At 62.0% G+C, this 24999-nt stretch carries 22 protein-coding genes and 2 pseudogenes; 12 read left to right on the forward strand and 12 right to left on the reverse strand.

The annotated features are described in order from the left end of the window. Positions 1 to 82: 82 nt before the first annotated feature. The 3 genes from glgB (at position 83) to msrB (ending at position 4871) form a co-directional block, all read left to right on the forward strand. Complete coding sequence (gene glgB, locus MRK42_RS17875; RefSeq protein WP_354688425.1) at positions 83 to 2260, forward strand: 1,4-alpha-glucan branching protein GlgB; 2178 nt, start codon at positions 83 to 85, stop codon at positions 2258 to 2260. Further along, positions 2260 to 4416 (forward strand): glycogen debranching protein GlgX, encoded by a 2157-nt coding sequence (glgX, locus tag MRK42_RS17880; protein WP_354688426.1) that lies wholly within the window; start codon positions 2260 to 2262, stop codon positions 4414 to 4416. The genes glgB and glgX overlap by 1 nt, the downstream gene beginning before the upstream one ends. A 68-nt stretch (positions 4417 to 4484) precedes the next feature. Continuing rightward, entirely contained in the window at positions 4485 to 4871 is a 387-nt protein-coding gene (msrB, locus tag MRK42_RS17885; protein ID WP_354688427.1) for a peptide-methionine (R)-S-oxide reductase MsrB, read from the forward strand. 80 nt (positions 4872 to 4951) lie between these two features. On the opposite strand, the gene chrA is transcribed toward msrB, so the two are convergent. Together chrA and MRK42_RS17895 are read right to left on the reverse strand one after the other, a co-directional pair. Continuing rightward, positions 4952 to 6094: a chromate efflux transporter gene (gene chrA / locus MRK42_RS17890; protein WP_354688428.1), complete on the reverse strand. Its 1143-nt coding sequence runs from the start codon at positions 6092 to 6094 to the stop codon at positions 4952 to 4954. A 125-nt stretch (positions 6095 to 6219) separates the two neighbouring features. After that, complete coding sequence (locus MRK42_RS17895; protein ID WP_201979451.1) at positions 6220 to 6663, reverse strand: NUDIX hydrolase; 444 nt, start codon at positions 6661 to 6663, stop codon at positions 6220 to 6222. A 311-nt stretch (positions 6664 to 6974) separates the two neighbouring features. On the opposite strand from MRK42_RS17895, the gene MRK42_RS17900 reads away from it, so the two are divergent. Continuing rightward, positions 6975 to 7292 carry a hypothetical protein gene (locus MRK42_RS17900; RefSeq protein WP_026456812.1) on the forward strand — a complete coding sequence of 106 codons (318 nt, stop codon included), beginning with the start codon at positions 6975 to 6977 and terminating at the stop codon, positions 7290 to 7292. A gap of 119 nt (positions 7293 to 7411) precedes the next feature. Here the strand turns inward: MRK42_RS17900 and purD are convergent, their stop codons facing one another. Further along, on the reverse strand, positions 7412 to 8701 hold the full coding sequence (gene purD, locus MRK42_RS17905; protein ID WP_042026979.1) for a phosphoribosylamine--glycine ligase: 1290 nt from the start codon (positions 8699 to 8701) through the stop codon (positions 7412 to 7414). 110 nt (positions 8702 to 8811) lie between these two features. Next, positions 8812 to 10404, reverse strand: coding sequence for a bifunctional phosphoribosylaminoimidazolecarboxamide formyltransferase/IMP cyclohydrolase (gene purH / locus MRK42_RS17910; protein WP_354688429.1), 1593 nt, complete (start codon positions 10402 to 10404; stop codon positions 8812 to 8814). Positions 10405 to 10825: 421 nt separating this feature from the next. On the opposite strand from purH, the gene zntR reads away from it, so the two are divergent. The 3 genes and pseudogenes from zntR to MRK42_RS17925 all read left to right on the forward strand — a co-directional run bounded on the left by zntR (position 10826) and on the right by MRK42_RS17925 (position 12136). Continuing rightward, the gene (gene zntR / locus MRK42_RS17915) at positions 10826 to 11263 is read left to right on the forward strand and encodes a Zn(2+)-responsive transcriptional regulator (RefSeq protein WP_354688430.1); all 438 of its coding nucleotides are present in this window, start codon (positions 10826 to 10828) and stop codon (positions 11261 to 11263) included. Then, a pseudogene (locus tag MRK42_RS17920) lies at positions 11253 to 11789 on the forward strand (dihydrofolate reductase family protein). The gene zntR and the pseudogene MRK42_RS17920 overlap by 11 nt, the downstream one beginning before the upstream one ends. A 128-nt stretch (positions 11790 to 11917) precedes the next feature. Then, the gene (locus MRK42_RS17925) at positions 11918 to 12136 is read left to right on the forward strand and encodes a ribosome alternative rescue factor ArfA (protein WP_354688431.1); all 219 of its coding nucleotides are present in this window, start codon (positions 11918 to 11920) and stop codon (positions 12134 to 12136) included. 220 nt (positions 12137 to 12356) lie between these two features. On the opposite strand, the gene hemW is transcribed toward MRK42_RS17925, so the two are convergent. Next, positions 12357 to 13502 (reverse strand): radical SAM family heme chaperone HemW, encoded by a 1146-nt coding sequence (gene hemW, locus MRK42_RS17930; RefSeq protein WP_354688432.1) that lies wholly within the window; start codon positions 13500 to 13502, stop codon positions 12357 to 12359. Positions 13503 to 13594: 92 nt separating this feature from the next. Beyond that, positions 13595 to 14191 (reverse strand): RdgB/HAM1 family non-canonical purine NTP pyrophosphatase, encoded by a 597-nt coding sequence (gene rdgB / locus MRK42_RS17935; RefSeq protein WP_342017727.1) that lies wholly within the window; start codon positions 14189 to 14191, stop codon positions 13595 to 13597. A gap of 236 nt (positions 14192 to 14427) precedes the next feature. On the opposite strand from rdgB, the gene MRK42_RS17940 reads away from it, so the two are divergent. From MRK42_RS17940 to MRK42_RS17950, 3 genes are all read left to right on the forward strand, one after another. After that, entirely contained in the window at positions 14428 to 15591 is a 1164-nt protein-coding gene (locus MRK42_RS17940; RefSeq protein ID WP_201941642.1) for a multidrug effflux MFS transporter, read from the forward strand. Positions 15592 to 15704: 113 nt separating this feature from the next. Further along, a complete protein-coding gene (locus MRK42_RS17945) occupies positions 15705 to 16754 on the forward strand; it encodes an oxidoreductase (protein WP_354688433.1) in 1050 nt (349 codons plus the stop codon). Between the two features lie 309 nt (positions 16755 to 17063). Continuing rightward, positions 17064 to 17312, forward strand: a complete 249-nt coding sequence (locus MRK42_RS17950; protein ID WP_026457957.1) for a hypothetical protein — start codon at positions 17064 to 17066, stop codon at positions 17310 to 17312. 62 nt (positions 17313 to 17374) lie between these two features. Here MRK42_RS17950 and rimJ read toward each other — a convergent pair whose 3' ends face one another. The 3 genes from rimJ to MRK42_RS17965 all read right to left on the reverse strand — a co-directional run bounded on the left by rimJ (position 17375) and on the right by MRK42_RS17965 (position 19470). Beyond that, a complete protein-coding gene (gene rimJ, locus MRK42_RS17955) occupies positions 17375 to 17926 on the reverse strand; it encodes a ribosomal protein S5-alanine N-acetyltransferase (RefSeq protein ID WP_216993700.1) in 552 nt (183 codons plus the stop codon). Beyond that, positions 17926 to 18480, reverse strand: a complete 555-nt coding sequence (locus tag MRK42_RS17960; protein ID WP_354688434.1) for a GNAT family protein — start codon at positions 18478 to 18480, stop codon at positions 17926 to 17928. The genes rimJ and MRK42_RS17960 overlap by 1 nt, the downstream gene beginning before the upstream one ends. A gap of 93 nt (positions 18481 to 18573) precedes the next feature. After that, positions 18574 to 19470 (reverse strand): LysR family transcriptional regulator, encoded by an 897-nt coding sequence (locus MRK42_RS17965; protein WP_354688435.1) that lies wholly within the window; start codon positions 19468 to 19470, stop codon positions 18574 to 18576. 93 nt (positions 19471 to 19563) lie between these two features. Between MRK42_RS17965 and mdtH the strand changes: the two genes are divergently transcribed. Both mdtH and MRK42_RS17975 read left to right on the forward strand, forming a co-directional pair. Continuing rightward, positions 19564 to 20760 (forward strand): multidrug efflux MFS transporter MdtH, encoded by a 1197-nt coding sequence (mdtH, locus tag MRK42_RS17970; RefSeq protein ID WP_042026994.1) that lies wholly within the window; start codon positions 19564 to 19566, stop codon positions 20758 to 20760. A gap of 89 nt (positions 20761 to 20849) precedes the next feature. Beyond that, positions 20850 to 21758: a bifunctional helix-turn-helix transcriptional regulator/GNAT family N-acetyltransferase gene (locus MRK42_RS17975; RefSeq protein WP_354688436.1), complete on the forward strand. Its 909-nt coding sequence runs from the start codon at positions 20850 to 20852 to the stop codon at positions 21756 to 21758. Positions 21759 to 21819: 61 nt separating this feature from the next. On the opposite strand, the gene MRK42_RS17980 is transcribed toward MRK42_RS17975, so the two are convergent. The 3 genes and pseudogenes from MRK42_RS17980 to prfC all read right to left on the reverse strand — a co-directional run bounded on the left by MRK42_RS17980 (position 21820) and on the right by prfC (position 24993). Beyond that, positions 21820 to 22770, reverse strand: coding sequence for a bile acid:sodium symporter family protein (locus MRK42_RS17980; RefSeq protein ID WP_354688437.1), 951 nt, complete (start codon positions 22768 to 22770; stop codon positions 21820 to 21822). Between the two features lie 125 nt (positions 22771 to 22895). After that, a pseudogene (locus MRK42_RS17985) lies at positions 22896 to 23234 on the reverse strand (nuclear transport factor 2 family protein). A gap of 169 nt (positions 23235 to 23403) precedes the next feature. Then, positions 23404 to 24993, reverse strand: a complete 1590-nt coding sequence (prfC, locus tag MRK42_RS17990) for a peptide chain release factor 3 (protein ID WP_124240017.1) — start codon at positions 24991 to 24993, stop codon at positions 23404 to 23406. Positions 24994 to 24999 lie beyond the last annotated feature (6 nt).

The raw sequence follows: 24999 nt of genomic DNA on the forward strand, positions 1-24999 counted from the left end.
GCCGCTGTCGCGCACAGCTGACTCACCTCAATCCGCTCCGGCGCTGGCCGGAGCGGATGATCTGTCATGAAAGGAAATCTCGATGCTCGTTGAACGTTTGGTTGCTGCCCGCTGTTCCGATCCCTTCTCTCATTTAGGCCTGCAGGCCAATCCGGATGGGCCCGGCCTCAAACTGACCGCCTGGTTGCCTGATGCCACCGAAGTTCGCGTCAGGGACCTCAAATCGGGCAAAGTTGTTGCCACCCTGGCGTCCTCCGATGACACAGGTCTTTTTGAAACTGTTTTCACCCGCCGCAAGAACCCCTTCCCCTACCAGCTGATCGTCAGCTACCCGAATGCCACCACCGACGTCATAGACCCCTACCAATTACAGGACGCCGCCTGGGAAGGGCTCGCCGAACTGACCTATCAGCCGGAAAACCTCTACCACACCCTGGGCGCCCAGTTGCGCACCGTGGAACATCTCGGCCAACGAGTGGAAGGGGTACGTTTTGCGGTCTATGCGCCGAGCGCCACCTCGGTGAGCCTCATCGGCGACTTCAACTTCTGGGATGGCCGCCGCCATCCGATGCAGCGCAGTCTGTGCGGCCACTGGGTGCTGTTCGTGCCAGGTCTCAAGGCCGGGGAGCGCTACAAGTTCGAACTCAAAGACCCCATGGGCAACCGCCTGCCCCACAAGAGCGATCCGGTGGGCTTCTATTGCGAGCAGTACCCGTCGTTCGCCTCCGTGGTCTATGACCACGATCAGTACCAGTGGCAGGATGCGGACTGGGTGGCGAGCCAGCGCAACGACAAGCGCGAGCAGCCCATCTCCATCTACGAACTGCACATCGGCTCCTGGAAGCGCCACTCCAACGGCGACAGCCTGAGCTGGCGCGAACTGGCGGTGGAGCTGGTCGACTATGTGCGGGAGATGGAGTACACCCACATCGAGTTGCTGCCGGTCTCCGAACACCCGTTCAGTGGCTCCTGGGGCTATCAGCCGGTGGGTATGTTCTCCCCCACCAGCCGCTACGGCACGGCTGATGATTTCAAATACTTCGTGGATCAGTGCCACCAGGCCGGGATCGGCGTCATCCTCGACTGGGTGCCGGCCCACTTCCCCTCCGATGCCCATGGCCTGGCCCGCTTCGACGGCACGCCGCTGTACGAGTACGAGGACCCGCGCCGTGGCTGGCATCCGGACTGGAACTCCTACATCTACGATTTCGGCCGCGATACAGTGCGCCAGTTCCTGGTGGCGAGCGCTCTTTACTGGCTCGACAAGTTCCACGTCGACGGCCTGCGGGTGGACGCGGTCGCCTCCATGCTCTATCTGGACTACTCCCGCAACGCCGGCGAGTGGGTGCCGAACGTCGATGGCGGCAACCACAACTACGAGGCGATCAGCCTCTTGAAGTGGACCAACGAGGAGGTGTACGGCAAGTACCCTCACGCCATGACCATCGCCGAGGAGTCCACCGCCTTTGCCGGGGTTTCGCGCCCCACCTTCCTGGGTGGCCTGGGCTTTGGCTTCAAGTGGAATATGGGCTGGATGCACGACACCCTCACCTACATGCAAAAAGAGCCTATTCACCGCCGTTATCACCACAACGACATGACTTTCTCCATGGTGTACCACTATGACGAGAACTTCATTCTGTCGCTCTCTCACGACGAGGTGGTGCACGGCAAGCACTCATTGCTCTACAAGATGCCGGGGGATGAGTGGCAGCAGGCGGCAAACCTGCGCGCCTACATGGGCTTCATGTATGCCCACCCGGGCAAGAAGCTCAACTTCATGGGCACCGAGATCGCCCAGAGCAACGAGTGGAACCACGATGCCCAGTTGCCCTGGCACCTGCTGCAATACCCCAAGCATGCCGGCCAGCAGCGGCTGATCCACGACCTCAACCACCTTTATCGCCACGAACCGGCCCTCTATCAGGCCGATTACGAGCAGACCGGCTTTCGCTGGCTCGATCACAACGATGCCGACAACAGCATCTTTGCCTGGCTGCGAGCAGACAAGGAGGGCGAGCAGGCCATCATGGTCGCGGCCAACTTCACCCCGGTTCCCCGCACCGACTATCGCCTCGGCGTACCGGCGGCGGGCCACTACCGGGTGGTGCTCAACACCGACAGCGAGTATTACTGGGGCAGCAACTATGATGTGGGTCTGGTGTTCGCCGCCGAGCCAACCCCCTGGCAGGGAATGGCGCACAGCATAGTGCTGGATCTGCCGCCTTTGGCGACCTTGTTTATCAAACAGGAGTCCTGATGCTTGTGATGGAAAAAGGGTCGGGCCACCCCCTGGGGGCCCGTCTTGATGAAGCAGGTTGCCACTTCTGCGTCTGGGCCCCCCAGTCGGACAGGGTGGAACTCTGCCTGTTTGACGACAACGAGCAGGAACAGGCACGGCTCGAACTGCCTGGCCGACGCGGCCAGTACCGGTTCGGCTATGTGCGCGGTGTAAAAGCCGGCCAGCGTTATGGTTATCGGGTGCATGGCACGCCCCAGGAGGGGATGCTGTTCGATCCGGACAAGCTGCTGATCGACCCCTATGCCCGGGCACTCAGCCGTCCCCTCTACTGGGACGACGCCCTCTATCAGGGAGACAGTGCGGCCATGATGGCCAAGTCGGTGGTGGTGGATGACGCTTTCGACTGGCAGGGGATCGGCAAGCCTGCCATCGAACCGGCCCGTACCATCCTCTACGAGGCCCACGTCAAGGGCTTTACCCGCCAGCATCCGGGGATCCCCAAAGCACTGCAGGGTACCTATCTTGGCATCAGCCATCCGCTGATGATCGAACACATGAAGTCCCTCGGCATCACCTCGGTGCAGCTGATGCCGGTGGCGGCCTTCATGTCCGAACCCAGGCTCGAGCAACTGGGGCTCAGCAACTACTGGGGTTACAACCCCGTCGCCTTCTTCGCCCCCGAACCGCGCTACAGCGCGCATACCGGCGAGGCGGTGACCGAGTTCAAGACCATGGTGCGCGAGCTGCACAAGGCCGGGCTCGAGGTGATCCTGGACGTGGTCTACAACCACACCGCCGAATCGGGCTTCGACGGTCCCATGTTGTCGCTCAAGGGATTCGACAATGCGGGCTACTACGCCTTCGAGGCGGGCCCGCACGGCCCCGACTACAGCCGTCACGCCAACGTGACCGGCTGTGGCAACAGCGTCAATCTGGATCATCCCAACACCCTGAGGCTGGTGCTCGACGCCCTGCGCTACTGGGTCACCGAGATGCAGGTAGATGGCTTTCGTTTCGATCTGGCGGTGACACTGGCGCGAGAGGCGGGCGAGTTCGATCCCATGGGGGCCTTCTTCAAGGCATTGATGGCAGACCCTGTGCTGTCACAAGTGAAGCTTATCGCCGAGCCCTGGGACATAGGCCCGTTCGGTTATCGCCTCGGCCAATTCCCGAGCCAGTGGCTGGAGATCAACGATCGCTATCGCGACACGGTGCGCGCCTTCTGGCGTGGCGATGCAGGCAAGATGGGGGACTTTGCCACCCGGCTGGTGGGCTCGCGGGATCTCTTCCCGAAGAACTGGCGCGCGCCCCACTCCAGCGTCAACTACCTATGCTATCACGACGGCTTCACACTGGAGGATCTGGTCTCCTACAACCAGCGCCACAATCAGGCCAACGGCGAGGACAACCGGGACGGCCACGGCAACAACCTCTCCAACAACTACGGCGTGGAGGGGCCGACCCTGGATCCACGAGTCAACAACCTGCGCCAGCAGCAGAAGCGCAACATGATCGCCACCCTGCTGCTCTCCCAGGGCACGCCGCACTTCCTGGCAGGTGACGAGATGGGGCGCAGCCAGCTTGGCAACAACAACGCCTATTGCCAGGACAACCAGATAAGCTGGGTCAACTGGCAGTGGCGACCGGAGGACGAACGGCTGTTTGCCTTCACTCAGCAGATGATGGCATTGCGGGCGGAGTCAGAGGTCTTCTCCAATCTGCAGTTGAGCGACGACAGCTGGAACGGTGCCCCCGCCAGCTGCCATCAGGTCAACTGGTATCACCCGGATGGTCATCAGCTCACCGATCAGGACTGGCACGCCCCCATGGGTCAGGCCTTTGCCATGGACATCGGCATGATCACCTGCCCCGGGGAACGCTGGTACGTGCTGTTCAACGCCAGCGACTACGATATCCAGTTCCGCCTGCCCCCGCCCGGCGAGGGGATGGAGTGGATCCAGACCATAGACACGGCCACCAACGACGGCCTGCCGTTCCTGCCTGACGACATCAAGCGCCAAGTGGCGGTCAGCCGGGCCCACTCCCTCAAGCTGCTGGAACGGATCGTGCGGGATGAGCAGGCAGAAGAAGCCTTGCCTCATGAGGAGGCGCATCTTCCCGCCACCGTGGTGGAGCCGCCTGCCAACCCGATCACAGATGCGGGCAAACCATAACAAGCATGCTGGAGTCAGCTTTACGGAGCCGCTATGCTGGGCACCGTTATCAGTGGCGAGGAGTCGGAATGAGCAGTAACAACCCCGAACAGTGGCGCGACAAGCTGAGCGCCGAGCAGTTTCACGTCTGCTGGGAGAAAGGCACTGAGCGCCCCTACAGCGGCCCCCTGCTGCACAACCGTAAGAGTGGTGACTACCTGTGCGTCTGCTGCAAGAGCGTGCTGTTTCACTCGGATGCCAAGTTCGACTCCGGCTGCGGCTGGCCTTCGTTCGACCGGGCCATCGAGGGGACTGTGACCTACACCGAAGACAACAGCCACGGCATGAAACGGGTGGAGATCACCTGCAGCCAGTGCGGCTCCCATCTGGGCCACGTCTTCCCGGACGGCCCGACCGAGACCGGCCAGCGTTACTGCGTCAACAGCCTGAGCCTGGACTTCGATCCCGAAGGCTGAGCAAGCCATTCCGAGCAATAAAAAACGGCGCCCCTGACATCAGGGGCGCCGTTTTTACTGGGCTCCAGTCATGTCCACCATCAGGCCAGCAGCAGGGCGGCCCCCACCAGCAAGCCGGCAATGGCCAGAATGGGCAGCTTCACGACCCTCAACAGATAGAAAGCGATGGCGGCCAGCGCCAGATCCGTTGGCGCCAAGACGGCACTCTGCCACACCGGCTGATAGAGGGCGGCCAGCAGCAACCCCACCACGGCGGCATTGATCCCCGTTACCGCCCCCGCCAACCTGGGGTTGGCCAGCCAACTCTGCCAGCAGGGCCCCATGGCCCACAGCAGCAGAAATCCCGGCAGAAAGATGGCCAGCGTCGCCAGCAGGGCCCCCGGAAACGGCGCTGCAGGCAACAGCTGGGCCCCCAGGTAGGTGGCCAGGGTAAACATGGGGCCCGGCACCAGCTGGGCCAGGCTGTAGCCGGTCAGAAACTGCTGTTGGTCGAGGGTATGCCCCACGCTCTCCTGCAGCAGGGGTAACACCACGTGACCGCCACCAAACACCAGGCTGCCAGCCTGATAGAAATCGGCGGCCAGACGGCTGGCGGGATCCGTTGCCAGCAGTGGCAGACCGAGGAACAGCAGGGCAAACAGCAACAGGGTCGGCCAGTGCGGCTGGCGCCGCTCGCCAGCCTGCGGTGCCGCCGCCATTGCGCCCTCCCCCTGACGTGCGCAGATCAAGGCCGCGCCCGTCAGCATGACCAGCTGGGTCAAGAGGCCGGGTTGCCACCAGAGGGCGGCGGCGGTCACCACCATGATCCCCTGTTGCAGTACCGTCTTGCAAAACTGGCGACTCATGGTGAGCACGGCATCAGCCACCACCACCAACGCCAACAGCTTGAGGCCGTGCAGGGCGGCCTCCAGCCAGAGGTTGTCAGTGAGCAGGCCCACGCCGATGGCGGCGGCCAGCAGCAACACAAAGGAGGGGAGCGTAAAGCCGATGAAGGCGGCCAGGGCGCCCGCAAGACCCGCACGGTGGCGGCCGATGGCAAAGCCAAGCTGGCTGGAGGCGGGTCCCGGCAGCAGCTGGCACAGGGCCAGTAACTGGGCGAACTCGGCCTGGGTCAGCCAGCGCAGCCGTTCGACGAAGGTGCGCTGAAAATAGCCGATATGGGCGGCCGGCCCACCGAAACTGACGCAACCAAGCCACAGAAACTGAATAAACACCTGCCCCACGCCACCACTCCTGTCTTGTTATAAAAGGCACTGGCGGGATGATATGACAAAGGGATGAATGTTTTATGACTATTCGGGTGATCCCGCTGGCAAATCGCAGTGAACGGTCAGCCGGCAGGCGATGGTTATGATGCCTCCTGGCCTGGCTGTGGCAGATAGCAGCGCCCCGCCAGCCAGCAAGCGATAGATTGGCGACTGGCATCGAAATGAGGCTCGGGCAGCGCGCGGGGATCGCACCAGACCCAGCCTTCGCACTTTTCCGGCTCCAGCAACTGCGGCTCGCCTGCCACCTCGGCCAGCAGGGTGACCGAGATGTAGTGCAGCCCGCTCTCGCGCCAGGTCTCCAGATTGTTGGTGACAGCGATGACCCTGGGGTCGCTGATGACAAACCCCGTCTCTTCGGCCACCTCGCGAATGGCTGCCGACTCGAAGCTCTCTCCCAACTCCAGATGGCCGCCCGCAATGGACCAGTAAGGGGCGTGGCTCCCCTTGCGTTTGCCGAGCAGCACCTGGCCCTGGCTGTTGGTCAGGATGACGCCGACACCGACGCGGGGATAGGGAGTGGCCATACGAGAAGCTCCTTGCGATACGACAACATGAACGGGGGCCCACCTTAGGCCCTATGACACCGGGGTGCAAGTGCCAAGCGGCCCTGTCGATGCGGCCTGGCGCGCCATTGCCACGGGGTTGAATAACCCGGCAATGGCGCGAATGGTAGCTAAAGCCGCCAGCGAGTGTGATCCATTCATCATAAAATGACAAAATCTGCCCACAGAATGGTTTTTTTCGCGATCTCGCCTGCACTTTGCCAACCTGTTCATGGTGCGCTCAGTTTTCTCTTCCCATACTGGCCCTGCAGTTCCAAAAGAGGAGAGACAAGATGCAGTCATCATTGGTCGGGCTCTCCATTCTGTGGGGGCTAGCCAGCTTTGGTGTTCAGGGGGATTTCATCGAGAGCCGTGATTCCGTTGCGCCATCCTGGCAAGCCGAGTCCAGAGTGGAGATGGAAGGTTATCTGATCGAATCGCTGGGGGATGATCGCTGGCTGTTCGACAACGGCAGCGAGAGCCTGCTGGTCTCCCTGCCCGAGGGGCAGTGGGTGCAAAGTGGTGAGCGGCTGCGCCTGAGTGGCGAACCGCAACAGGAGCCGTCAGGCTGGCTGCTGCAGGTAGAGGACATCAGCCAGGTCAGCGTCTGACCGCCGGCGAGCGCAACCGCTATTGCTTGCTCGTACTCACCATCACCAGAGTCTCAATAAAATCAAGGCGCCAATGGCGCCTTGATCTCTTTATGCCGTGACTCTGGCCACGGGCGGGATTACTCATCCTGCTCCCGTGCTATGGCACGCCAGCCGATATCCTTGCGGTAGAAAACCCCATCCCACTTGATGCGGGCCGCCAGCTGGTAGGCACGTTTCTGCGCCTCGGCGACCGTGTAGCCGAGGGCGGTTGCACACAACACGCGGCCACCCTGGGTCAGGCTGGTATCCCCTTCCAGCCGAGTACCGGCGTGGAACACCTTCTCGCCCGCGACCTCATCCACCGGCAAACCGCTGATGGGGTGGTTGCTGCTGTAGTTGCCGGGATAACCGCCCGCCGCCAGTACCACACCGATGGCGGCGCGGGGATCGTAGAGCGCCTCTTTCTGATCCAGCTTGCCCTCGCAGGCCGCCAGGCAAAGCTCCACCAGGTCGGACTGCATCCGCAGCATGATGGGCTGGGTCTCGGGATCGCCGAAGCGGCAGTTGAACTCGATCACCTTGGGATTGCCCTGGCCGTCGATCATCAGGCCGGCGTAGAGGAAACCTGTGTAGACGTTGCCTTCGGCCGCCATGCCGCGTACGGTCGGCATGATCACCTGTTCCATCACACGCCGGTGCACCTCGGGGGTGACCACGGGGGCCGGGGAGTAAGCCCCCATGCCGCCAGTGTTGGGGCCGGTATCGCCATCACCGACCCGCTTGTGATCCTGGCTGGTGGCCATGGGCAGCACGTGCTCACCATCGACCATGACGATGAAACTCGCCTCCTCCCCGTCCAGGAACTCCTCGATCACCACCCGGGCACCGGCATCGCCAAACGCGTTGCCGGAGAGCATGTCCCGCACCGCCTCTTCGGCTTCGCTCAGTGTCATGGCGACGATCACCCCCTTGCCGGCTGCCAGGCCGTCGGCCTTGATGACGATAGGTGCGCCCTTCTCGCGCAGGTAGGCCAGCGCCGGCTCCACCTCGGTGAAGTTCTGGTAATCGGCGGTAGGAATGGCGTGACGGGCCAGGAAATCCTTGGTGAAGGCCTTGGAGCCTTCCAGCTGCGCGGCGGCGGCAGTCGGGCCGAAGATGGGCTGACCGGCGGCGCGGAAGGCATCGACCACCCCTTTCACCAGCGGAGCCTCGGGGCCGACTATGGTCAGGCCGATCTGCTTCGCCTTGGCAAACGCCAGCAGTCCTTCGATGTCGGTCGCCTCAATGGCCACGTTCTCTATCCCCGGCTCCAGCTGGGTGCCCGCATTGCCCGGGGCCACGAAGACGTGGCTCACCAGGGGAGAGTGTTTTGCCTTCCAGGCCAACGCATGTTCACGGCCACCGTTACCAATGATCAGTACTTTCATCGTTTCGCTCGCTTCTATTTGTGGTCACCGCCCCGGCTTGCGCCGCGACCGGTGAAAATAGTCAGTTGAAAAGAGACAACAAAAGGGCCGCCTGAGGCGGCCCTGACCCATCAATGACGGAAATGACGCATGTTGGTGAACACCATGCACATGCCGTGTTCATCGGCGGCGTCGATCACCTCCTGGTCACGCATCGAGCCACCCGGCTGGATGACGCAGGAGATACCGGCCTGGGCCGCCGCATCGATACCGTCGCGGAACGGGAAGAAGGCATCGGAGGCCATGACGGAGCCCGCCACGGTCAGCCCTTCATCCGCCGCCTTGATGCCGGCGATCTTGGCAGAGTAGACGCGGCTCATCTGGCCGGCGCCGACGCCGATAGTCTGGCCATCTTTGGCGTAGACGATGGCGTTGGATTTGACGAACTTGGCCACCTTCCAGCAGAACAGCAGATCCTTGAGTTCCGCCTCGGTCGGCTGGCGCTTGCTGACCACGGTCAGATCACCCAGGGTCACCATGCCGAGATCGCGCTCCTGCACCAGCAGACCGCCGTTGACCCGCTTCATGTCGAAACCGGCCGCCGGTGCGGTCCACTGACCACACTCGAGCAGACGCACGTTCTGCTTGGCGGCGACGGCATCGCGCGCCTCCTGGCTCACGGTCGGGGCGATGATCACCTCGACAAACTGGCGATCGACGATGGCTTTGGCGGTGGCGCCGTCAAGTGGTCGGTTGAAGGCAATGATGCCGCCAAACGCCGAAGTGGGATCGGTCTGCCAGGCGCGCTCATAGGCAGCCAGCAGATCGTCGCCGATGGCCACGCCGCACGGGTTGGCGTGCTTGACGATGACGCAGGCCGGCTCGCTGAACTCTTTCACGCACTCGAGCGCTGCGTCGGTGTCGGCGATGTTGTTGTAGGAGAGGGCCTTGCCCTGCAGCTGGACTGCGCTGGAGACAGAGCCCGGCGCCGCGTGCACTTCGGCATAGAAGGCGGCGGCCTGGTGGCCGTTCTCGCCGTAGCGCATGTCCTGCTTCTTGATGAACTGGCTGTTGAAGGTGCGTGGGAAGCGGGACTCCTCGTCACCCTCCTTGTTATCGCCGTAAGAGGGCACCATGCTGCCGAAGTAGTTGGCGATCATGCCGTCGTAGGCGGCGGTGTGCTCGAAGGCGGCAATGGCCAGATCAAAGCGGGTGGCAAGGGTCAGGCTGTTGCCGTTGCCATCCATCTCGCGGATGACGCGGTCGTAGTCGGCAGCCTTGACCACGATGGCGACATCCTTGTGGTTCTTGGCGGCGGAGCGGACCATGGTCGGACCGCCGATGTCGATGTTCTCGACGGCATCTTCCAAGGTACAGCCAGGCTTGGCGACGGTCGCCGCGAAGGGGTAGAGGTTGACGACAACCATGTCGATGGGGGAGATAGCATGCTGGGCCATGATGGCATCATCCTGATCCCGACGGCCGAGAATGCCGCCATGAACCTTGGGATGCAGGGTCTTGACCCGGCCATCCATCATCTCGGGGAAACCCGTATAGTCAGAGACCTCGGTCACCGGCAGACCCGCGTCGCTCAGCAGTTTGGCGGTACCGCCAGTGGAGAGCAGGGCAACACCACGCTCGTTGAGTGCCTTGGCAAATTCCACGATGCCAGTCTTGTCAGACACACTCAGCAATGCACGGCGAATGGGTCGAGCTTGTTCCATCACACTATCGTCCTCAACATAACGGGGACCGTTCCATGGGAGGCGAGGCTCAACACAGAGAGTCCCCTAATAAATGGAAGTGGGGGATTTCGCAAACCACTCTTATCCAGAGACCCGTCCCTGGCCAAAGTGTTTTAAGAAATGCCCGCTTGGCGCGACGCTCTCTTATGGGCGCGTATTCTACACAAAAAATGTGACGCGTGGGGGATTTTTTAAAACAACAAAGCCTTGTGTGGCGCGGCATTAAACGTTTTCCCGTTGATTTTTGCAAAACGTTTTCACTTTCAGGGTTTTACCGGAAAAATGCCCTTCATCTGACTTTTATCTGTCCCTTTCACGCCCTTGGCTGGCAATCGACGGGCAAAGGGGCGATAGTGGAGGCGATTTTTTACTGAGCGGCATATCCAACGGGGAACAAGCCATGTATCGGATTGGGGAACTGGCCAAGGCGTGCGGGGTAAAGGCAGATACTCTGCGCTTTTACGAGAAAAACGGACTCATCTCGCCGGGCATTCGCAACGAGTCCGGCTATCGCCTCTACGGCGAGCAGGACAAACGGCGACTGGAGTTCATCATCCGCGCCAAGTCGGTGGGCTTCTCCCTGGCCGACATCGGCGAGCTGCTCGCCCTCGACACCAACAAGGCCAAGGTCACCTGCCAGGAGGTGAAGGCGGTGGCCGACACCAAGCTCGAACAGGTGGAGCAGAAGATCGTCGAGCTGACCCGTTTTCGCGACAACCTGCGGGAGCTCTCCAACATCTGCTGCGGTGGCCCGCGCTCGGCGGAGCACTGCGCCATCCTGGAGACCCTGGAGTCCGGCGCTCCCTCCCGCCACGAGCACCACGATCATGAGCACTGAGCTGCGCCGGCCCCGGGTATCCGCCTTTCTCGCCCTCTCCCTCGACGGCTTCATTGCCGGGGAGGGGGACGATCTGACCTGGCTTGAACCCTACTACGGCGACTCCCAGGAAGAGACCGGCTACAGCGCGCTGATGGCCAGTGCAGACACCCTGCTGATGGGGCGCAACAGCTACGACACCGTGAGCGCCTTTCCCGAGTGACCCTACGGGAACAAGCCCGTGGTGGTGCTGACCCATCGCCCGGCCGCTTCTCGTGACCGAGTCTCCTTCCGGCAGGGGGCGCTGCCACAGGTGCTGGATACGCTCTGGCAGGAGGGGAGCCGCCACCTCTATCTGGATGGCGGCGAGGTGGTCAGGCAGGGGCTGCAGGCCGCGCTGGTGGACGAGCTGATCCTGTTCTGGGTGCCGGTCACCCTGGGGGGCGGGGTGCCGCTCTTTGCTGGATCCCTGCCCAGCGCACTGAGGCCGGTGTCCAGTACCGTGCTGCCAAGCGGGCTGGTGCGGGTTGTCTATCAACCGGCCTGAGGAGCCCGCCGGCACCCTTGCAGGTGGGCCGAGAGAGGTGCACAATCGGCACGTTTTTTCGCCGCCTGCCCCGGTTCTGTGGTGGCAGGGGCGATGGGCAAACACGACAATCCCATCAAGGAGCCGATATGGCCAAGAAGAAGGTGACCCGGGTCACCACCGAGCCCGCCTGCGAACATCTGCGCGGCATCATTCAGGACAACCACCTCAAGGCACTGGTGACCTCTCCCCTGTTCCAGGCCCGGGTCGAACCGAGCAAGAAGGGCAAGGGCAGCTATCAGCGCAAGGCCAAGCACGGCAAGCGGTGGGAGCCCGGCCAACAGCAGATGGTAGGCGTCTGCTGCTGAGCGGGTTTCTGCTTTGGAACCTGTCCACGATCTTGCTGCGAGGCCGTGATCAAGGCTCATGTGCTGCTCGGAATCCTCATGTGTACTTCTCCGGTTCCTGCGCTGCTCTTCACCTTGCTGACAGCCTCTCGCGACAGACAGTGAACAGGTTCTTAGAACCAAAACAAGCGGGGCGCTCATGGCGCCCCGCTTGTGTTCCATCTGGTTAAAGGCGGTTACCTCATTCGTCCATAAAGAGTTCCAGCAGCACGTTCAGATAGCGATGGCCGAGGGCGGTGAGCTGCCAGCTCTCCCCCAGATCCTCGATAAGCTCCTTGCTCCGGGCGATGTCCAGTACCGTCTCCACCCGCTCCAGCGCCAGACCGGTATAGGCTTCGAACTCCGCCTTGGGAGCCGGTTCAAACAAACGGAACCGGTTCATGAAGTACTCGAGCGGCAGATCGTCCTCGGTGACCTGCCACTGCTCGTCCAGATAGGGACGGGCGAGATCCAGGTAGCCTTTCGGGTGCTTCACCTTGGCGGTGCGCAGGATCTGGCCACTGGCGAGATCCGTCACCTTGCCATGGGCACCGCAGCCAATCCCCAGATAGTCACCAAAGCGCCAGTAGTTGAGGTTGTGGCGACACTGATAACCCTCTTTGGCGTAGGCCGAGATCTCGTACTGGCGATAACCCCTGGCGGTGAGTATGGCGTGGCCCTGCTCGTAGATGTCCCACAAGATGTCATCTTCCGGCAGCCGGGGCGGCTTGGAGGCGAATGCCGTGTTCGGCTCTATGGTGAGCTGGTACCAGGAGAGGTGCGGCGGCGCACAGTCGATGGCCTGCTGCAGATCGTAGAGAGCATCGTCCAGGCTCTGATCCGGCAGGCCGTGCATCAGATCCAGATTGAAAGTGGGGAGCTTGATGGCGTGGGCCAATGCGGCAGCCTTGCGCGCCTCCTCGGGGCCGTGAATGCGCCCGAGCCGGGTCAGCTTCTCCTGCTGGAAGCTCTGCACCCCGATGGAGATACGGTTGATGCCCGCCTGCTGGAAGCCAGCGAACTTGTCCGCCTCCACCGTGCCCGGGTTGGCCTCCATGGTGATCTCGCAATCCGCCGTCAACGGGATGCGGGCCCGCACCCCGTCCAGCAGCGCCTGCATCGCCGCCACCGTCAGCAGGCTGGGAGTCCCGCCGCCGATAAAGATGGAGGAGAGGGGGCGCCCCTGGGCCCACTTCAGATCCTGCTCCAGATCCTCCAGCAGGGCGGCCACGTACTCGAGGTGAGGCAGCTCTCCCTTCTGGGCGTGGGAGTTGAAGTCGCAATAGGGGCACTTCTGGACGCACCAGGGCACATGGATATAGAGGGAGAGAGGCGGCAGTTGCAGCATGGGGATTCCACTAATCAAAAATAAAAACGGGGGCTGACGGCCCCCATTGTAGATGAAATGCTTGCCGGAGTATCCCGGCGCCGTGCCCGGGCTCAGTGTGCCGCTGCCAGGGCCTCTTTCAGCTTGGCCAGCGCCTGGCCACGATGGCTGAGCTGGTTCTTCAGATCGCCTGGCATCTGGGCGGCGGTGCAGTCGTGATCCGGTACGAAGAAGACGGGGTCGTAACCAAAGCCGTGCTGACCGCGCGGCTCGTCGATGATCATCCCTTCCCAGCTCGCCTGGCAGATGATGGGGGTGGGATCGTCGGCGTGGCGCATATAGACCAGCACACACCAGAAGCGGGCGCTCTTGAGGTAGTCAGGCGCCCCCTTGAGCTCCTCCAGCAGCTTGTCGATGTTCTCCTTGTCGCTGGCGTTGTCGCCGGCGAAACGGGCGGAGTAGACACCGGGGCGGCCGTGCAGCAGATCCACTTCGAGGCCGGAGTCATCGGCCACGGCGGGCAGTCCGGTGATGCGGGCGGCGTGGCGGGCCTTGATGATGGCGTTTTCGACGAAGGTGGTGCCGGTCTCATCGGCATCGGACACTGCAAACTCGCTCTGCGGGATCACCTGGATCTTCATATCGGCCAGCATGGCGGCCAATTCCTTCACCTTTTTCTGATTCCCTGTTGCCAGGACAAGCTTGTTCATCGCACACCTCCGCAAAAATAATCTGCGCATTCTATGCGTCGCAGCCGTTTAGTAAAAGCGCCAATTGTCACTAATCCCGCCCCATCCAAGGTCCATCACAAGGCCCTGTTTGCTACCGGAAAAATACATGTTTCCGTACAGGAATAACCGAAGTGATTAAATACCATTTCTATTCATTACTGTGACTCAGTAGACTCGCGCACCAACCGATTTCTCCTGTCTTCATGAGGTGGCTGATGCCCTTGATCCTTCTGCTCGTACTTCTGGTACTGTTCGGCCCGCTGGCCATCGACATCTACCTGCCTGCCATTCCGCAGATGGCGGAAAAGCTGGGCGCAGAAGTGACCCTGATGCAGGGCACCATCACCTGGTTCCTGTTCAGCATGGGTCTGGGCCAGCTGCTGGTGGGACCGCTGGCCGACCGTTACGGCCGCAAGCCCATCGCCCTGGGCGGGGTACTGCTCTACGGCCTGAGCGCACTGGGCGCAGGCTTCGCCGCCAGCCTCGGGGAGCTGATGCTGGCTCGGGTGCTGCAAGGCTTTGGCGCCTGTGCCACCTCGGTCGCGGCCTTCTCAGTAGTGCGTGACAGCTATGGCCCGAAAAAGAGTGGCCAGATGATCTCCTACCTCAATGGCGCCATCTGCTTCATTCCGGCGCTGGCCCCCCTGTTTGGTGGCTGGCTCACCGCCAAGGCGGGCTGGTCTGCCAACTTCTGGTTCATGGCCGGATATGCATTGATGGTCGGCGGCTGGTTGCTGTGGCGCATGCCGGAGACCCGCCCGGAGGATACCCGCAGCGAGGGAGCTCTCATCAGCTGGGATCGCTACAGCCCTGTGCTGCGATCCCCTACCTTCCTGTTCAACGCGGCGCAATGCATGCTGGCGATGGCGGTGATCCTCGCCTATGTCACCGCCGCACCGGTGCAGCTGATGGTGAAGCTGGGGCTGGACATGAACGGCTTCAGCTACTGGTTTACCGCCAACGCGGCGGTGAACATCCTGGCCTGTTTCCTGGCCCCCCGCTGCGTTGCCAAAATGGGACCGAGACGCACCCTGCGCATCGGCCTGCTAGCCCTGCTGGTGGCGGCCATCACCCTGACCCTGACCATGCATCTTGACCATCCGCTGGGCATGATGGGCCCCGTGTTCCTCTCCAGCATCGCCTTTGCCATGATCCTGGGCTCGGCCGCCGGCATGGCGCTGGCCCCCTTCGGTCAGTGCGCCGGTACCGCCGCCGCCCTGCTCGGCCTGTTCCAGATGAGCGGGGCTGGCGCCCTGGTCGGCCTCACCGGCGCCCTGATGCAGGATCCTCTGGATCAGCTGGCCCTGCACATGTGGCTGCTGTTGCCACCACTGGTGGTCTTGATGACCCGCCAGGGGCGGCGCTTGTGTTTGCAATAAATCCTGTGCTCTGATGAGCACATCCGGGGGCCGCTGGCCCCCTCCTCTTTTTGTGACCCGTCGCCCGCCGGCACAGGCGCCCGACCCCGACTCATGTCAGCGGAGAAACACCCATGAGCCAGACTCTCAACGCCGCCCTGGTGGGCTATGGCTTTGCAGGCAAGACCTTTCACGCCCCCTTCCTCGGTGCCACTCCGGGCCTTCGCCTCAGTTGTGTGGTAAGCCGCGATGCCGCCAAGGTACAGGCCGATCTGCCCGATTGCCGGGTCGGTTCGCTGGAGGAGGTGCTGAGCGACAACACGGTTGATCTGGTGGTGATCGCCACCCCCAACGATACCCATGCTCCCCTCGCCCGCCAGGCACTGCTGGCCGGCAAGCACGTGGTGATCGACAAGCCGTTCGCCCTGGATCTGGCCGAGGCGAAGGCGCTGGTCGAGCTGGCGGAAAAACAGCAGCGGCTGCTCAGCATCTTCCACAACCGGCGCTGGGATGGGGATTTCCTCACGGTGCGCCGCCTGCTGACAGAGGGAACCCTGGGGCAGATCGCCCTGTTTGAATCGCACTTCGATCGCTATCGCCCCGAGGTGCGCCAGCGCTGGCGCGAGGCGGGCGGTCCGGGTTCCGGGCTCTGGTGCGATCTCGGCCCCCATGTGTTGGATCAGGCGCTGCAGCTGTTCGGTCTGCCCGACTGGCTGCAGGCCGATCTGGCCGGGCAACGCCCGGGGTCCCTGAGCGATGACTACTTCCACGTGGTGCTGGGTTACGGCGAGATGCGGGTGGTGCTGCACGGCAGCTGCCTGGTGTCGGCCACCATGCCCCGCTTCGTCATTCACGGCAGTGCGGGCTCGTTTCTCAAGTTCGGCATGGATGTGCAGGAAGAGCAACTCAAGCTCGGCAAGCGCCCTCCGGCGGCCGACTGGGGCGTGGACAGCGAGCCAGGCCAGCTCAGCCGGATCCGGGATGGCCAACTGCAACAGGAGCTGGTCGCAGGGGAGGCCGGCGACTACGGTGCCTACTACCGCGGAGTCTGCGCCGCCATCCTGGGCGAAGGGGCCAATCCGGTGCCCGCCGGAGAGGCCCTGACGGTCATGGCGCTGCTGGATCTGGCACGCGAGAGCCATAGCTCGGGAAAACGGCTTGCTTGTCAGAAGCTGTCTGACTGACCACGCCGACAACAAAGATTCAAGCGAAACCTCAAAATCGTTTAGATACCAAGCAGGCAAGATAAAATGGTGATTAGTTGTGCTACATCACCATTTTTTGGACATTTTTAGTTGAATTTAGCTAAATGAGCAGTTCTTTTTATCTATGGTACGAAAAAATGTCATTGTGATATCCGTTTTCATCTGCAACCGTTGGGGCTATATTGCGTCCGCCTCTTGGCTCCCGGCCAATGATTGGAAAACCGGGTGAAAGGACGCACTTTGATGGTTGTCACAACCATCTCTCCATCTTTTGTTGAGGGTATACACATGAATAAAGTACTGGTAGCCGGTATCCTGGGTCTGATGTTGACCGCTTGCGGTCAGAAAGAAGAGAAGGCTGCCGCACCTGCTGCCACTCCGGCCGCCGAAGTCGCTGCAACCGTAGAACAAGCGGCCAGCGAAGCCACTTCTACCGTCGAAAAAGCCGCTTCCGAAGCGACTGCAACCGTAGAGAAAGCTGCTGACGACGTAGCCACCAAGGTTGAAGCTGCCGTGAGCGATGCCAAGGCCAACTAAGCCAGCACCTCATTCGAAGACGGGCCCGAAGGAAACTTCGGGCCCGTTTTTTTATGGGCCGTTTACGGCGCCGGATTGATCAATGAGGTGAGGATATGATCCTCCCAGCGGCCATTGATCATCAGATACTCCCTGGCATACCCCTCCCGCTCGAAGCCGAGCCGCTCCAGCAGGGCGCCGCTGCGATGATTGGCCGGCATGTAGCAGGCCATGATGCGGTGCAGGCCATGTTCGCGAAACAGGTAATCGATGGCGACGGGCAGCACCTCCTGCATCAGCCCCTGCCCCTGGTGCTGCTGATCGACGGCATAACCCAGGTGGCACGCCTTGAATATCCCCATCAATATGTTGCTGAAGTTGCAGGTGGCGATCACCCGCTCCCCCGCCGGATCCAGGGCCGCCAGATTGACTCCGGTGCCATGGAAGAACTGGCCATAACTCTCCTGCAACCTGGCGTGCCAGTAAGGGAGGGTATAAAAGCGCTCATCCCGCAGTGGCTCCCAGGGGGTTAGGTGGGCGCGATTGCGCCGGTAGAAGTCGAGCATCATGGGGGCCTGATCCGGCGACAGCACCGTCAGGTGGGCTCGGGCCGTCTTGAGATGTGGCAGCACCATCAGGATTCCCTCAACCTCAACCACTCATCACGTAGCAAACTGTAGTGGACGTGATCCACCACCCGGCCGGCCAGCCGTTCGGCGCGCCGGGTGATCCCCTCCTGCTGCATCCCTAGCCGCTCGCAGACGGCCCGGCTTGGCTCGTTGTCAGTAGCGGCGCTGATCTCCACCTTCTCCATGCCCATCTCCTCGAAGGCGTGATGGATAAGGGCCTGACAGGCCCGAGTGATGATGCCGTTGCCCTGCCAGCGCTCCGCCAGCCAGTAGCCGATGGCCACCTTGCCAAGATCCGCGTCTATTTGGTTGTAGCCGATCACCCCGACCACCTCCCCCTGATACTCGATGGCAGTAGTCAGCCCCTCGCCGCGGGCAAACTTCTCGATGGCGTGGCGAATGAAGGTGGCACTGTCGGCGGGGCGCAGGATCAGGGGCGGCCAGGGCAACCACTGGGAGAGGTATTCCCGGTTGTCACGGCAGAGGGCAAACAGCTCGCTCACCATGTCGGGCTGCAAAAAGAGCAGCGCAAGCTCATCATCCAACTGCCATGAGAACATGGGATTCTCCTTTGAAATCAGTCATCAAATGACAAAACAGCACCAATGTAGCCAATTGCTTCCAGAGGTGCCAACCCTTTTGCAGGGGGTCGCTTACCTTTCACCGCGCCACCGTTTGGCAAGGGCACGGGCTGTCGCCAGCACCGCCTCCTTGGCCGGATTGGGCCGTTTGCCGCCGCGCCAGGCCATCATCACATCCCAGTGCTCCTGGGGCAGATTGCAGACATCCAGTTTGACCAGTCGCCCGACCTCCAGATCCCGCGCGATGGCCAGTTCCGGCATCAGGGTGATAAAGCCGTGTTCCAGCGCAAGATCCCGGGCTGCACTCGCGGGCTGTACCCCGTGCAAGGGGCTGGCGGCACGGCGCAGCCGCCGCAATTGCTGAATAAAGATGTCACAACCTGGCCCCCACACCTGGGGGGCAAGCCGCTGATCGGCGATGTCCTGCAAAGTCAAACCGTGGCACCCTGCCAGCGGGTGCATGGGCGAGGCGATGGCGATGATGGGGGAACAGCAGAGCAGCTCCATCTGTAGTCCGGCCACCGGCGGGCACTTGAGCACGAAGCCGATGTCGGTCACCCCGGTCAGCAGCTCCTGCATGATGACGCCGGAATGATCCGTGGTGCAGCGGATCTCGAACGCCTCGTCCACCAGCTCCATCAGGAGCGAGCCAAACACCACCGAGGTCAGGGAAGGCAAGCTGGAGAGACGGATGCAGGGCAGCGCCGGTGCCCCCTGCAGCGCCAGCCGCCCTTCGCTCAGGGTTGTCAGGGCCGAACGGGCCGCTGGCAGGAACTCCTCGCAGGCGCGAGTCGGGGTCACGCCGCGGCGATGACGCTGGAACAGCGGTGCCCCCAGGGTCAGTTCCAGATGGGCAATTCGCTGGCTCACCAGAGGTTGCGACCAACCGCGGATCGCTGCCGCCTGACTGAAACTGCCGAGCTCCGCCACATCCAGCAGCAGCTGCAAATCGTCCAGATCCATAGACATAAAAAATCCTGATATGAAATATAGGTAGTTGTCGTCTACCACTATATCTGATGCCCCTCCAGAATGGAGTCATCAATCAATAGAGAGGGCATTATGGTCGAGCGGGCAAGGCATTGGGGGCGCTGGTTTCTGGCGCTGGATACGACGCTGGTTATCCTGGGTTTCTTTGTGGTGATGCCGATGATCAGCCTGCGCTTCGTGGATCAGCTCGGCTGGGCGGCGGGGTTGGTGGGGCTGGCCTTGGGGCTGCGTCAGCTGACCCAGCAGGGACTGGGCATCTTCGGCGGCTCCCTGGCCGATCGCTTCGGGGCTCGTCCGCTCATCGTCACCGGCATGCTGCTGCGCGCCGTCGGCTTCGCCACCCTGGCCTGGGCCGAGAGCGGCGCCATGCTGATCTTCTCCTGCTTCCTCTCCGGCCTCGGTGGCTGCCTGTTCGATCCACCGCGGGCCGCCCTGGTGATCAAGTTCACCCGCCCGGGCGAGCGGGGCCGCTTCATCTCCCTGTTGATGATGCTGGAGAGCGCCGGCGCCGTGACCGGGGCCCTGCTCGGCAGCTGGTTGCTGCGCTTTGATTTCACCTATGTCTGCCTGCTGGGCGCAGGCCTGTTCACCCTGGCGGCCCTGTGCAACTGGCTGCTGTTGCCCCCTTACCGCCTCTCCCTCAAGCCGACCCCGATGCGGCAAGGACTGGGGCAGGTACTGGCGGATCGCGCCTTCTGCCGGCTGGTGCTGATCCTGAGCGGCTACTACATGCTGTGGGTACAAGTGATGCTGATCTTCCCCATCCTGGTCAAGCAGCTCTCCGGCAGCACCACGGCGGTTGGCTGGATGTACAGCCTGGAGACCGCCCTGTCGCTGGCGCTGCTCTACCCCATCGCCCGTTTTAGCGAGCGGCGCTACAAGCTGGAAAACCGCCTGATGGCCGGCATCCTGCTGATGACAATAGGGATAGGGCTGGTCGCCTTCGTCAACACCCTGTCGGGGCTCTTCGTGCTGCTGGCCTGCTTCTATCTGGGGATCATCATCTGCGAGCCGGCGCGGGAGACCCTGATGACCCGACTGGCCAACCCCAACGCCCGCGGTAGCTACATGGGTTTCAGCAGACTCGGACTCGCCCTGGGGGGTATGACAGGCTACGTGGGGGGAGGCTCCCTCTATGACTATGCCCTGCAGCAGGGGCAACCCGCCCTCCCTTGGCTGGTACTGGGCACGATCGGCGTGGTCACCATGCTGCTGCTGGCTCACTGCTTCGCCCGCCGCCCGGAGCTGAGAAGCCGGGCGGCAGCCTGAACCATTTTCAGGGAAATGAAAAATAAAGTTGCGCACAACAACCAAGTCACTAAATTGGTTGTTGTACACAACAAAAAGGAAACCCTGATATGGATCCCCGCCCCCTGCGCGCCCTCTCTCGCGAGCTGGTCCGCGAACTCGGCATGCTCTCCCAGCAATGCGGCGAGCTGGCCCTCACCCCCATTGAAGCCCACCTGCTGATCGAACTGGAGAGCGGCCCTGCCACCAACCAGCAGTTGGCAGAGAAACTGCGCATCGACAAGTCCAACGCCAGCCGTCCGCTGGCGCGCCTCGCCGAACGGGAGCTCATCAGCTGGCATCCCCATCCCTCCGATGGCCGCAGCAAGGAGGCTCGCCTCACCATCGCCGGTCAAAGCCAGCTACTGGCGCTGCATAGGGAGATGGACTGCGCCATGGAAGAGACCCTGGCCCAGTTGACTCAGGAAGAACGCGAGCGGCTGTGGGAAGGCCTGCGCCTCTATCGCAGCGCCCTCTCCCGTGCCCGCCGCCAGCAGGGCTATCGCATTCGTTCCATCACCCCGGCCGATAACCCTGCCATCGCTGCCGTGGTGCGCGCCGTCTCCGCCGAATACGGCCTCACCGCCGACAAGGGCTATGGAGTCGCCGACCCGAACCTGGATCAGCTCCATGAGACTTATCAGGACAGGGGTAGCCGCTACTGGGTGATTGAAGGGCCTGATGGCACCATTCTGGGTGGCGGCGGCATAGCCAGGCTGACGGGAGAAGAGGAGACCTGCGAGCTGCAGAAGATGTACTTCATGCCCGCCCTGCGCGGGCTGGGACTGGGGCGACGGCTGGTGCTGCAGGCGCTGGAGGAGGCACGAACCCTCGGCTACCGGCGCTGTTACCTTGAGACCACAGAGATACTGCGGGAAGCCACCAGCCTCTACGAGTCACTGGGTTTTGAACACCTGCCCGGCCCGCTCGGTTGCACCGGCCACGATGCCTGCGAGATCTGCATGGTGCTCACCCTGTAACCACGCCGGAAAGCCGGCAGGACCCCGCGAGCAGGGTCCTGCCATCGAAAACCTGTTTTGATTAACCCTCTCTTGCCGCCTCTCCCGTTATCGTGCTGGTCTGGTTCAGTGGCCGTCTGGCCCAGAAACCGGCGAGCAGAGAACCGGAGAGGTTGTGCCAAACCGAAAACAGGGTTCCCGCCATGGCTGAAGCCGGCGTGAAGAACTTCATGGCGAGCGCAGTGGCCAGCCCCGAGTTCTGCAGCCCCACCTCGAAGGCGACGGTACGGCAGATACGCTCATCAAAGCCGAGCAGCCGGCTGACCCAGTAGCCCGCCGTGATGCCGATACCGTTATGCAGGATCACCGCCAGCGCCACTATGGGGCCTATGCTGGCGAACTGACCCGCATTGAGCGCCACGACGGTGGCGATGATCAACACGATGGCCGCCATGGAGACCAGGGGGAGTACTGGCTCGATGCGCGCGGTCAGGGAGTGCAGGAAGACATTGACGACCACCCCGAGCACCACGGGGATCAGCACTATCTTGACCAGGCTCAGCAGCATGTCCAGCACCGGCACGTCGACGCTCTTCCCAGCCAGCAACTGCACCAGCAGAGGCGTGATGATGACGCCCAGCAGCGTGGAGAGCGCCGTCATGGTGATCGAGAGTGCCACATCGCCCTTGGCGAGATAACACATCACATTGGAAGAGGTGCCGCCGGCCACGCTGCCCACCAGCACCATGCCCACCGTCAGCTCGGCATCGAAACCCAGCAGCAGACTGATCAGCAGGGCAGCCAGTGGCATTACGCTGAATTGCAGCACCAGTCCCAGTCCGATGGCCTTCTTGTTGCGCACCACGTCGAGGAAGTTCCGGGGTTTGAGGGTCAACCCCATGGCCAGCATGATGATGGTCAGCAGCGGCACTATCTGCACCTTGAGATCGGTGAACAGACCCGGCTGCCAGTAGGCCAGCAAGGAGAAGAGCAAGGCCCAAAGCGGGAAGAGGTTGGTGATGCGTCCAAGCATGATGTACTCCTTGTTGTTGTCCTTGTTGTCGTCCAGACGCGGGCAGGCACAGGCGCCCGCGGGGAACTTTCTCTTATACCAGCTTTGTCGCCGGCAGGCCCGTGCGGCAGCGTAGGACGGGTGTGTCAGGAGGGGAAGAAGAACCAGGCAGTCTGGATGAGGCCATTTTCCACCTCGAACACCGCCACGCTCTCGATGGGATCCGGAGAAAGACCGTGGATCCGCTCATGATCGAACACCTTGTTGCCGAGCACCGTCCTCGATAGCAGTTCGGCCTTCAGCAGCGGGTTGTTGAAGCGGTGCTCCATATAGAAGGTTCTGAGCGCCTCCTTGCCAACGGTGGAGGGCGATTCTGCCGGCATACGATAGGCTTTGAACTACTCGGAAAAGCAAGCCAGGAAGGCCTCGATATCATGGGCATTGTAGGCTTCCAGCTGTGCCTGGACGGACAAAACGACGGACATGGCACTCTCCAATAAATTTAATTTATTCATTTATATTGGTTTTTTACTCAATCGTCGATAGCAGATGAATTCCCTTCCCCTCGCGGCTCCCCCGTAAAAGCCGATAAAAAAAGACCCCGCCGAAGCGAGGTCTCTTGTCTCGTCAGCCATGCAGGCTTGAGAAGCGTTATCAGTGTTCGCGAGTCTGGCGGAACTGGACGTCCGGATGACGCTCCTGAGCCAGGCGCAGGTTGACCATGGTCGGCGCGATATAAGTGAGGTTGTCACCGCCATCGAGGGCCAGGTTGATCTCGTTTTTGCGCTTGAACTCCTCGAACTTCTTGGCATCTGTCCCTTCCACCCAGCGGGCGGTGGAGACGTTGACCGCCTCGTACAGGGCCTCGACGTTGTACTCGCTCTTGAGGCGCGAGACCACCACGTCGAACTGCAGCACACCGACCGCACCGACGATGAGATCGTTGCTCTGTAGCGGACGGAACACCTGCACCGCACCCTCCTCGGAGAGCTGTACCAGCCCCTTGAGCAGCTGCTTCTGCTTGAGGGGGTCGCGCAGGCGGATGCGGCGGAACAGTTCCGGCGCGAAGTTCGGGATGCCGGTGAACTTGAGATCCTCACCCTGGGTGAAGGTGTCGCCGATCTGGATGGTGCCGTGGTTGTGCAGGCCGATGATGTCACCCGCGAAGGCGTCTTCCGCCTGCTCGCGATCGCCGGCCATGAAGGTCACGGCGTCGGAGATGTTCACATCCTTGCCCAGACGCACGTGGCGCATCTTCATGCCCTTGGAGTAGGTGCCGGAGACGATGCGCATAAAGGCGATACGGTCACGGTGTTTCGGGTCCATGTTCGCCTGGATCTTGAACACGAAGCCGGAGAACTTCTCCTCGGTGGCAGCCACTTCGCGGCTCTCGGCCTTGCGCGGCATGGGAGCCGGCGCCCAGTCGGTCAGGCCGTCCAGCATATGGTCAACACCAAAGTTGCCGAGCGCGGTACCGAAGAAGACCGGGGTCATCTCGCCGGCGATGAAGGCGTCGTGATCGAACTCGGGAGAGGCACCCTGCACCAGCTCCAGCTCATCACGCAGCTGCTGAGCCAGATCTTCACCGATGGCGGCGTCCAGATCCGGGTTGTTCAGCCCCTTGATCACCCGCTTCTCCTGGATGGTGTGGCCCTGACCGCTTTGATAGAGGTAGGTCTCATCCTTGTAGAGGTGATAGACACCCTTGAAGGATTTGCCGCAGCTAATGGGCCAGGTGATGGGGGCGCACATGATGTTGAGCTCGCGCTCCACCTCGTCCATCACTTCCATGGGATCGCGCACTTCGCGGTCCAGCTTGTTCATGAAGGTGAGGATGGGGGTATCGCGCAGTCGGGTCACTTCCATCAACTTGCGGGTCCGGTCTTCAACACCCTTGGCGGCATCGATGACCATCAGGCAGCAGTCGACCGCCGTCAGGGTACGGTAGGTATCTTCGGAGAAGTCCTCGTGACCCGGGGTATCGAGCAGGTTGACCAGGCAGTCGGCATAGGGGAACTGCATCACCGAGGTGGTGATGGAGATACCACGCTGCTTCTCCATCTCCATCCAGTCGGATTTGGCGTGCTGGCCCGAGCCACGGCCCTTGACGGTACCGGCGCGCTGAATGGCCTGTCCGAACAGCAGGACTTTTTCGGTGATGGTGGTTTTACCCGCATCCGGGTGCGAGATGATCGCAAAAGTGCGTCTCTTGGAGACTTCACTCAGAAATTCAGCTGACATAATTCAACG

Source organism: Aeromonas sp. 19NY04SH05-1 (assembly GCF_040581895.1).
GTDB classification, from domain to species: Bacteria; Pseudomonadota; Gammaproteobacteria; order Enterobacterales; family Aeromonadaceae; genus Aeromonas; species Aeromonas enteropelogenes.

Bases quoted from the DNA above. Each gene is read 5' to 3' on its own strand.
- purD (WP_042026979.1), bottom strand. From the start codon at position 8,701: ATGAAAGTACTGATCATTGGTAACGGTGGCCGTGAACATGCGTTGGCC.
- glgX (WP_354688426.1), top strand. From the start codon at position 2,260: ATGCTTGTGATGGAAAAAGGGTCGGGCCACCCCCTGGGGGCCCGTCTT.
- rdgB (WP_342017727.1), bottom strand. From the start codon at position 14,191: ATGAACAAGCTTGTCCTGGCAACAGGGAATCAGAAAAAGGTGAAGGAA.
- MRK42_RS17960 (WP_354688434.1), bottom strand. From the start codon at position 18,480: ATGTTCTCATGGCAGTTGGATGATGAGCTTGCGCTGCTCTTTTTGCAG.
- MRK42_RS17965 (WP_354688435.1), bottom strand. From the start codon at position 19,470: ATGTCTATGGATCTGGACGATTTGCAGCTGCTGCTGGATGTGGCGGAG.
- hemW (WP_354688432.1), bottom strand. From the start codon at position 13,502: ATGCTGCAACTGCCGCCTCTCTCCCTCTATATCCATGTGCCCTGGTGC.
- MRK42_RS17945 (WP_354688433.1), top strand. From the start codon at position 15,705: ATGAGCCAGACTCTCAACGCCGCCCTGGTGGGCTATGGCTTTGCAGGC.
- rimJ (WP_216993700.1), bottom strand. From the start codon at position 17,926: ATGGTGCTGCCACATCTCAAGACGGCCCGAGCCCACCTGACGGTGCTG.
- MRK42_RS17940 (WP_201941642.1), top strand. From the start codon at position 14,428: ATGCCCTTGATCCTTCTGCTCGTACTTCTGGTACTGTTCGGCCCGCTG.
- mdtH (WP_042026994.1), top strand. From the start codon at position 19,564: ATGGTCGAGCGGGCAAGGCATTGGGGGCGCTGGTTTCTGGCGCTGGAT.
- purH (WP_354688429.1), bottom strand. From the start codon at position 10,404: ATGGAACAAGCTCGACCCATTCGCCGTGCATTGCTGAGTGTGTCTGAC.
- zntR (WP_354688430.1), top strand. From the start codon at position 10,826: ATGTATCGGATTGGGGAACTGGCCAAGGCGTGCGGGGTAAAGGCAGAT.
- MRK42_RS17895 (WP_201979451.1), bottom strand. From the start codon at position 6,663: ATGGCCACTCCCTATCCCCGCGTCGGTGTCGGCGTCATCCTGACCAAC.
- glgB (WP_354688425.1), top strand. From the start codon at position 83: ATGCTCGTTGAACGTTTGGTTGCTGCCCGCTGTTCCGATCCCTTCTCT.
- msrB (WP_354688427.1), top strand. From the start codon at position 4,485: ATGAGCAGTAACAACCCCGAACAGTGGCGCGACAAGCTGAGCGCCGAG.
- MRK42_RS17980 (WP_354688437.1), bottom strand. From the start codon at position 22,770: ATGCTTGGACGCATCACCAACCTCTTCCCGCTTTGGGCCTTGCTCTTC.
- MRK42_RS17950 (WP_026457957.1), top strand. From the start codon at position 17,064: ATGAATAAAGTACTGGTAGCCGGTATCCTGGGTCTGATGTTGACCGCT.
- MRK42_RS17975 (WP_354688436.1), top strand. From the start codon at position 20,850: ATGGATCCCCGCCCCCTGCGCGCCCTCTCTCGCGAGCTGGTCCGCGAA.
- MRK42_RS17900 (WP_026456812.1), top strand. From the start codon at position 6,975: ATGCAGTCATCATTGGTCGGGCTCTCCATTCTGTGGGGGCTAGCCAGC.
- MRK42_RS17925 (WP_354688431.1), top strand. From the start codon at position 11,918: ATGGCCAAGAAGAAGGTGACCCGGGTCACCACCGAGCCCGCCTGCGAA.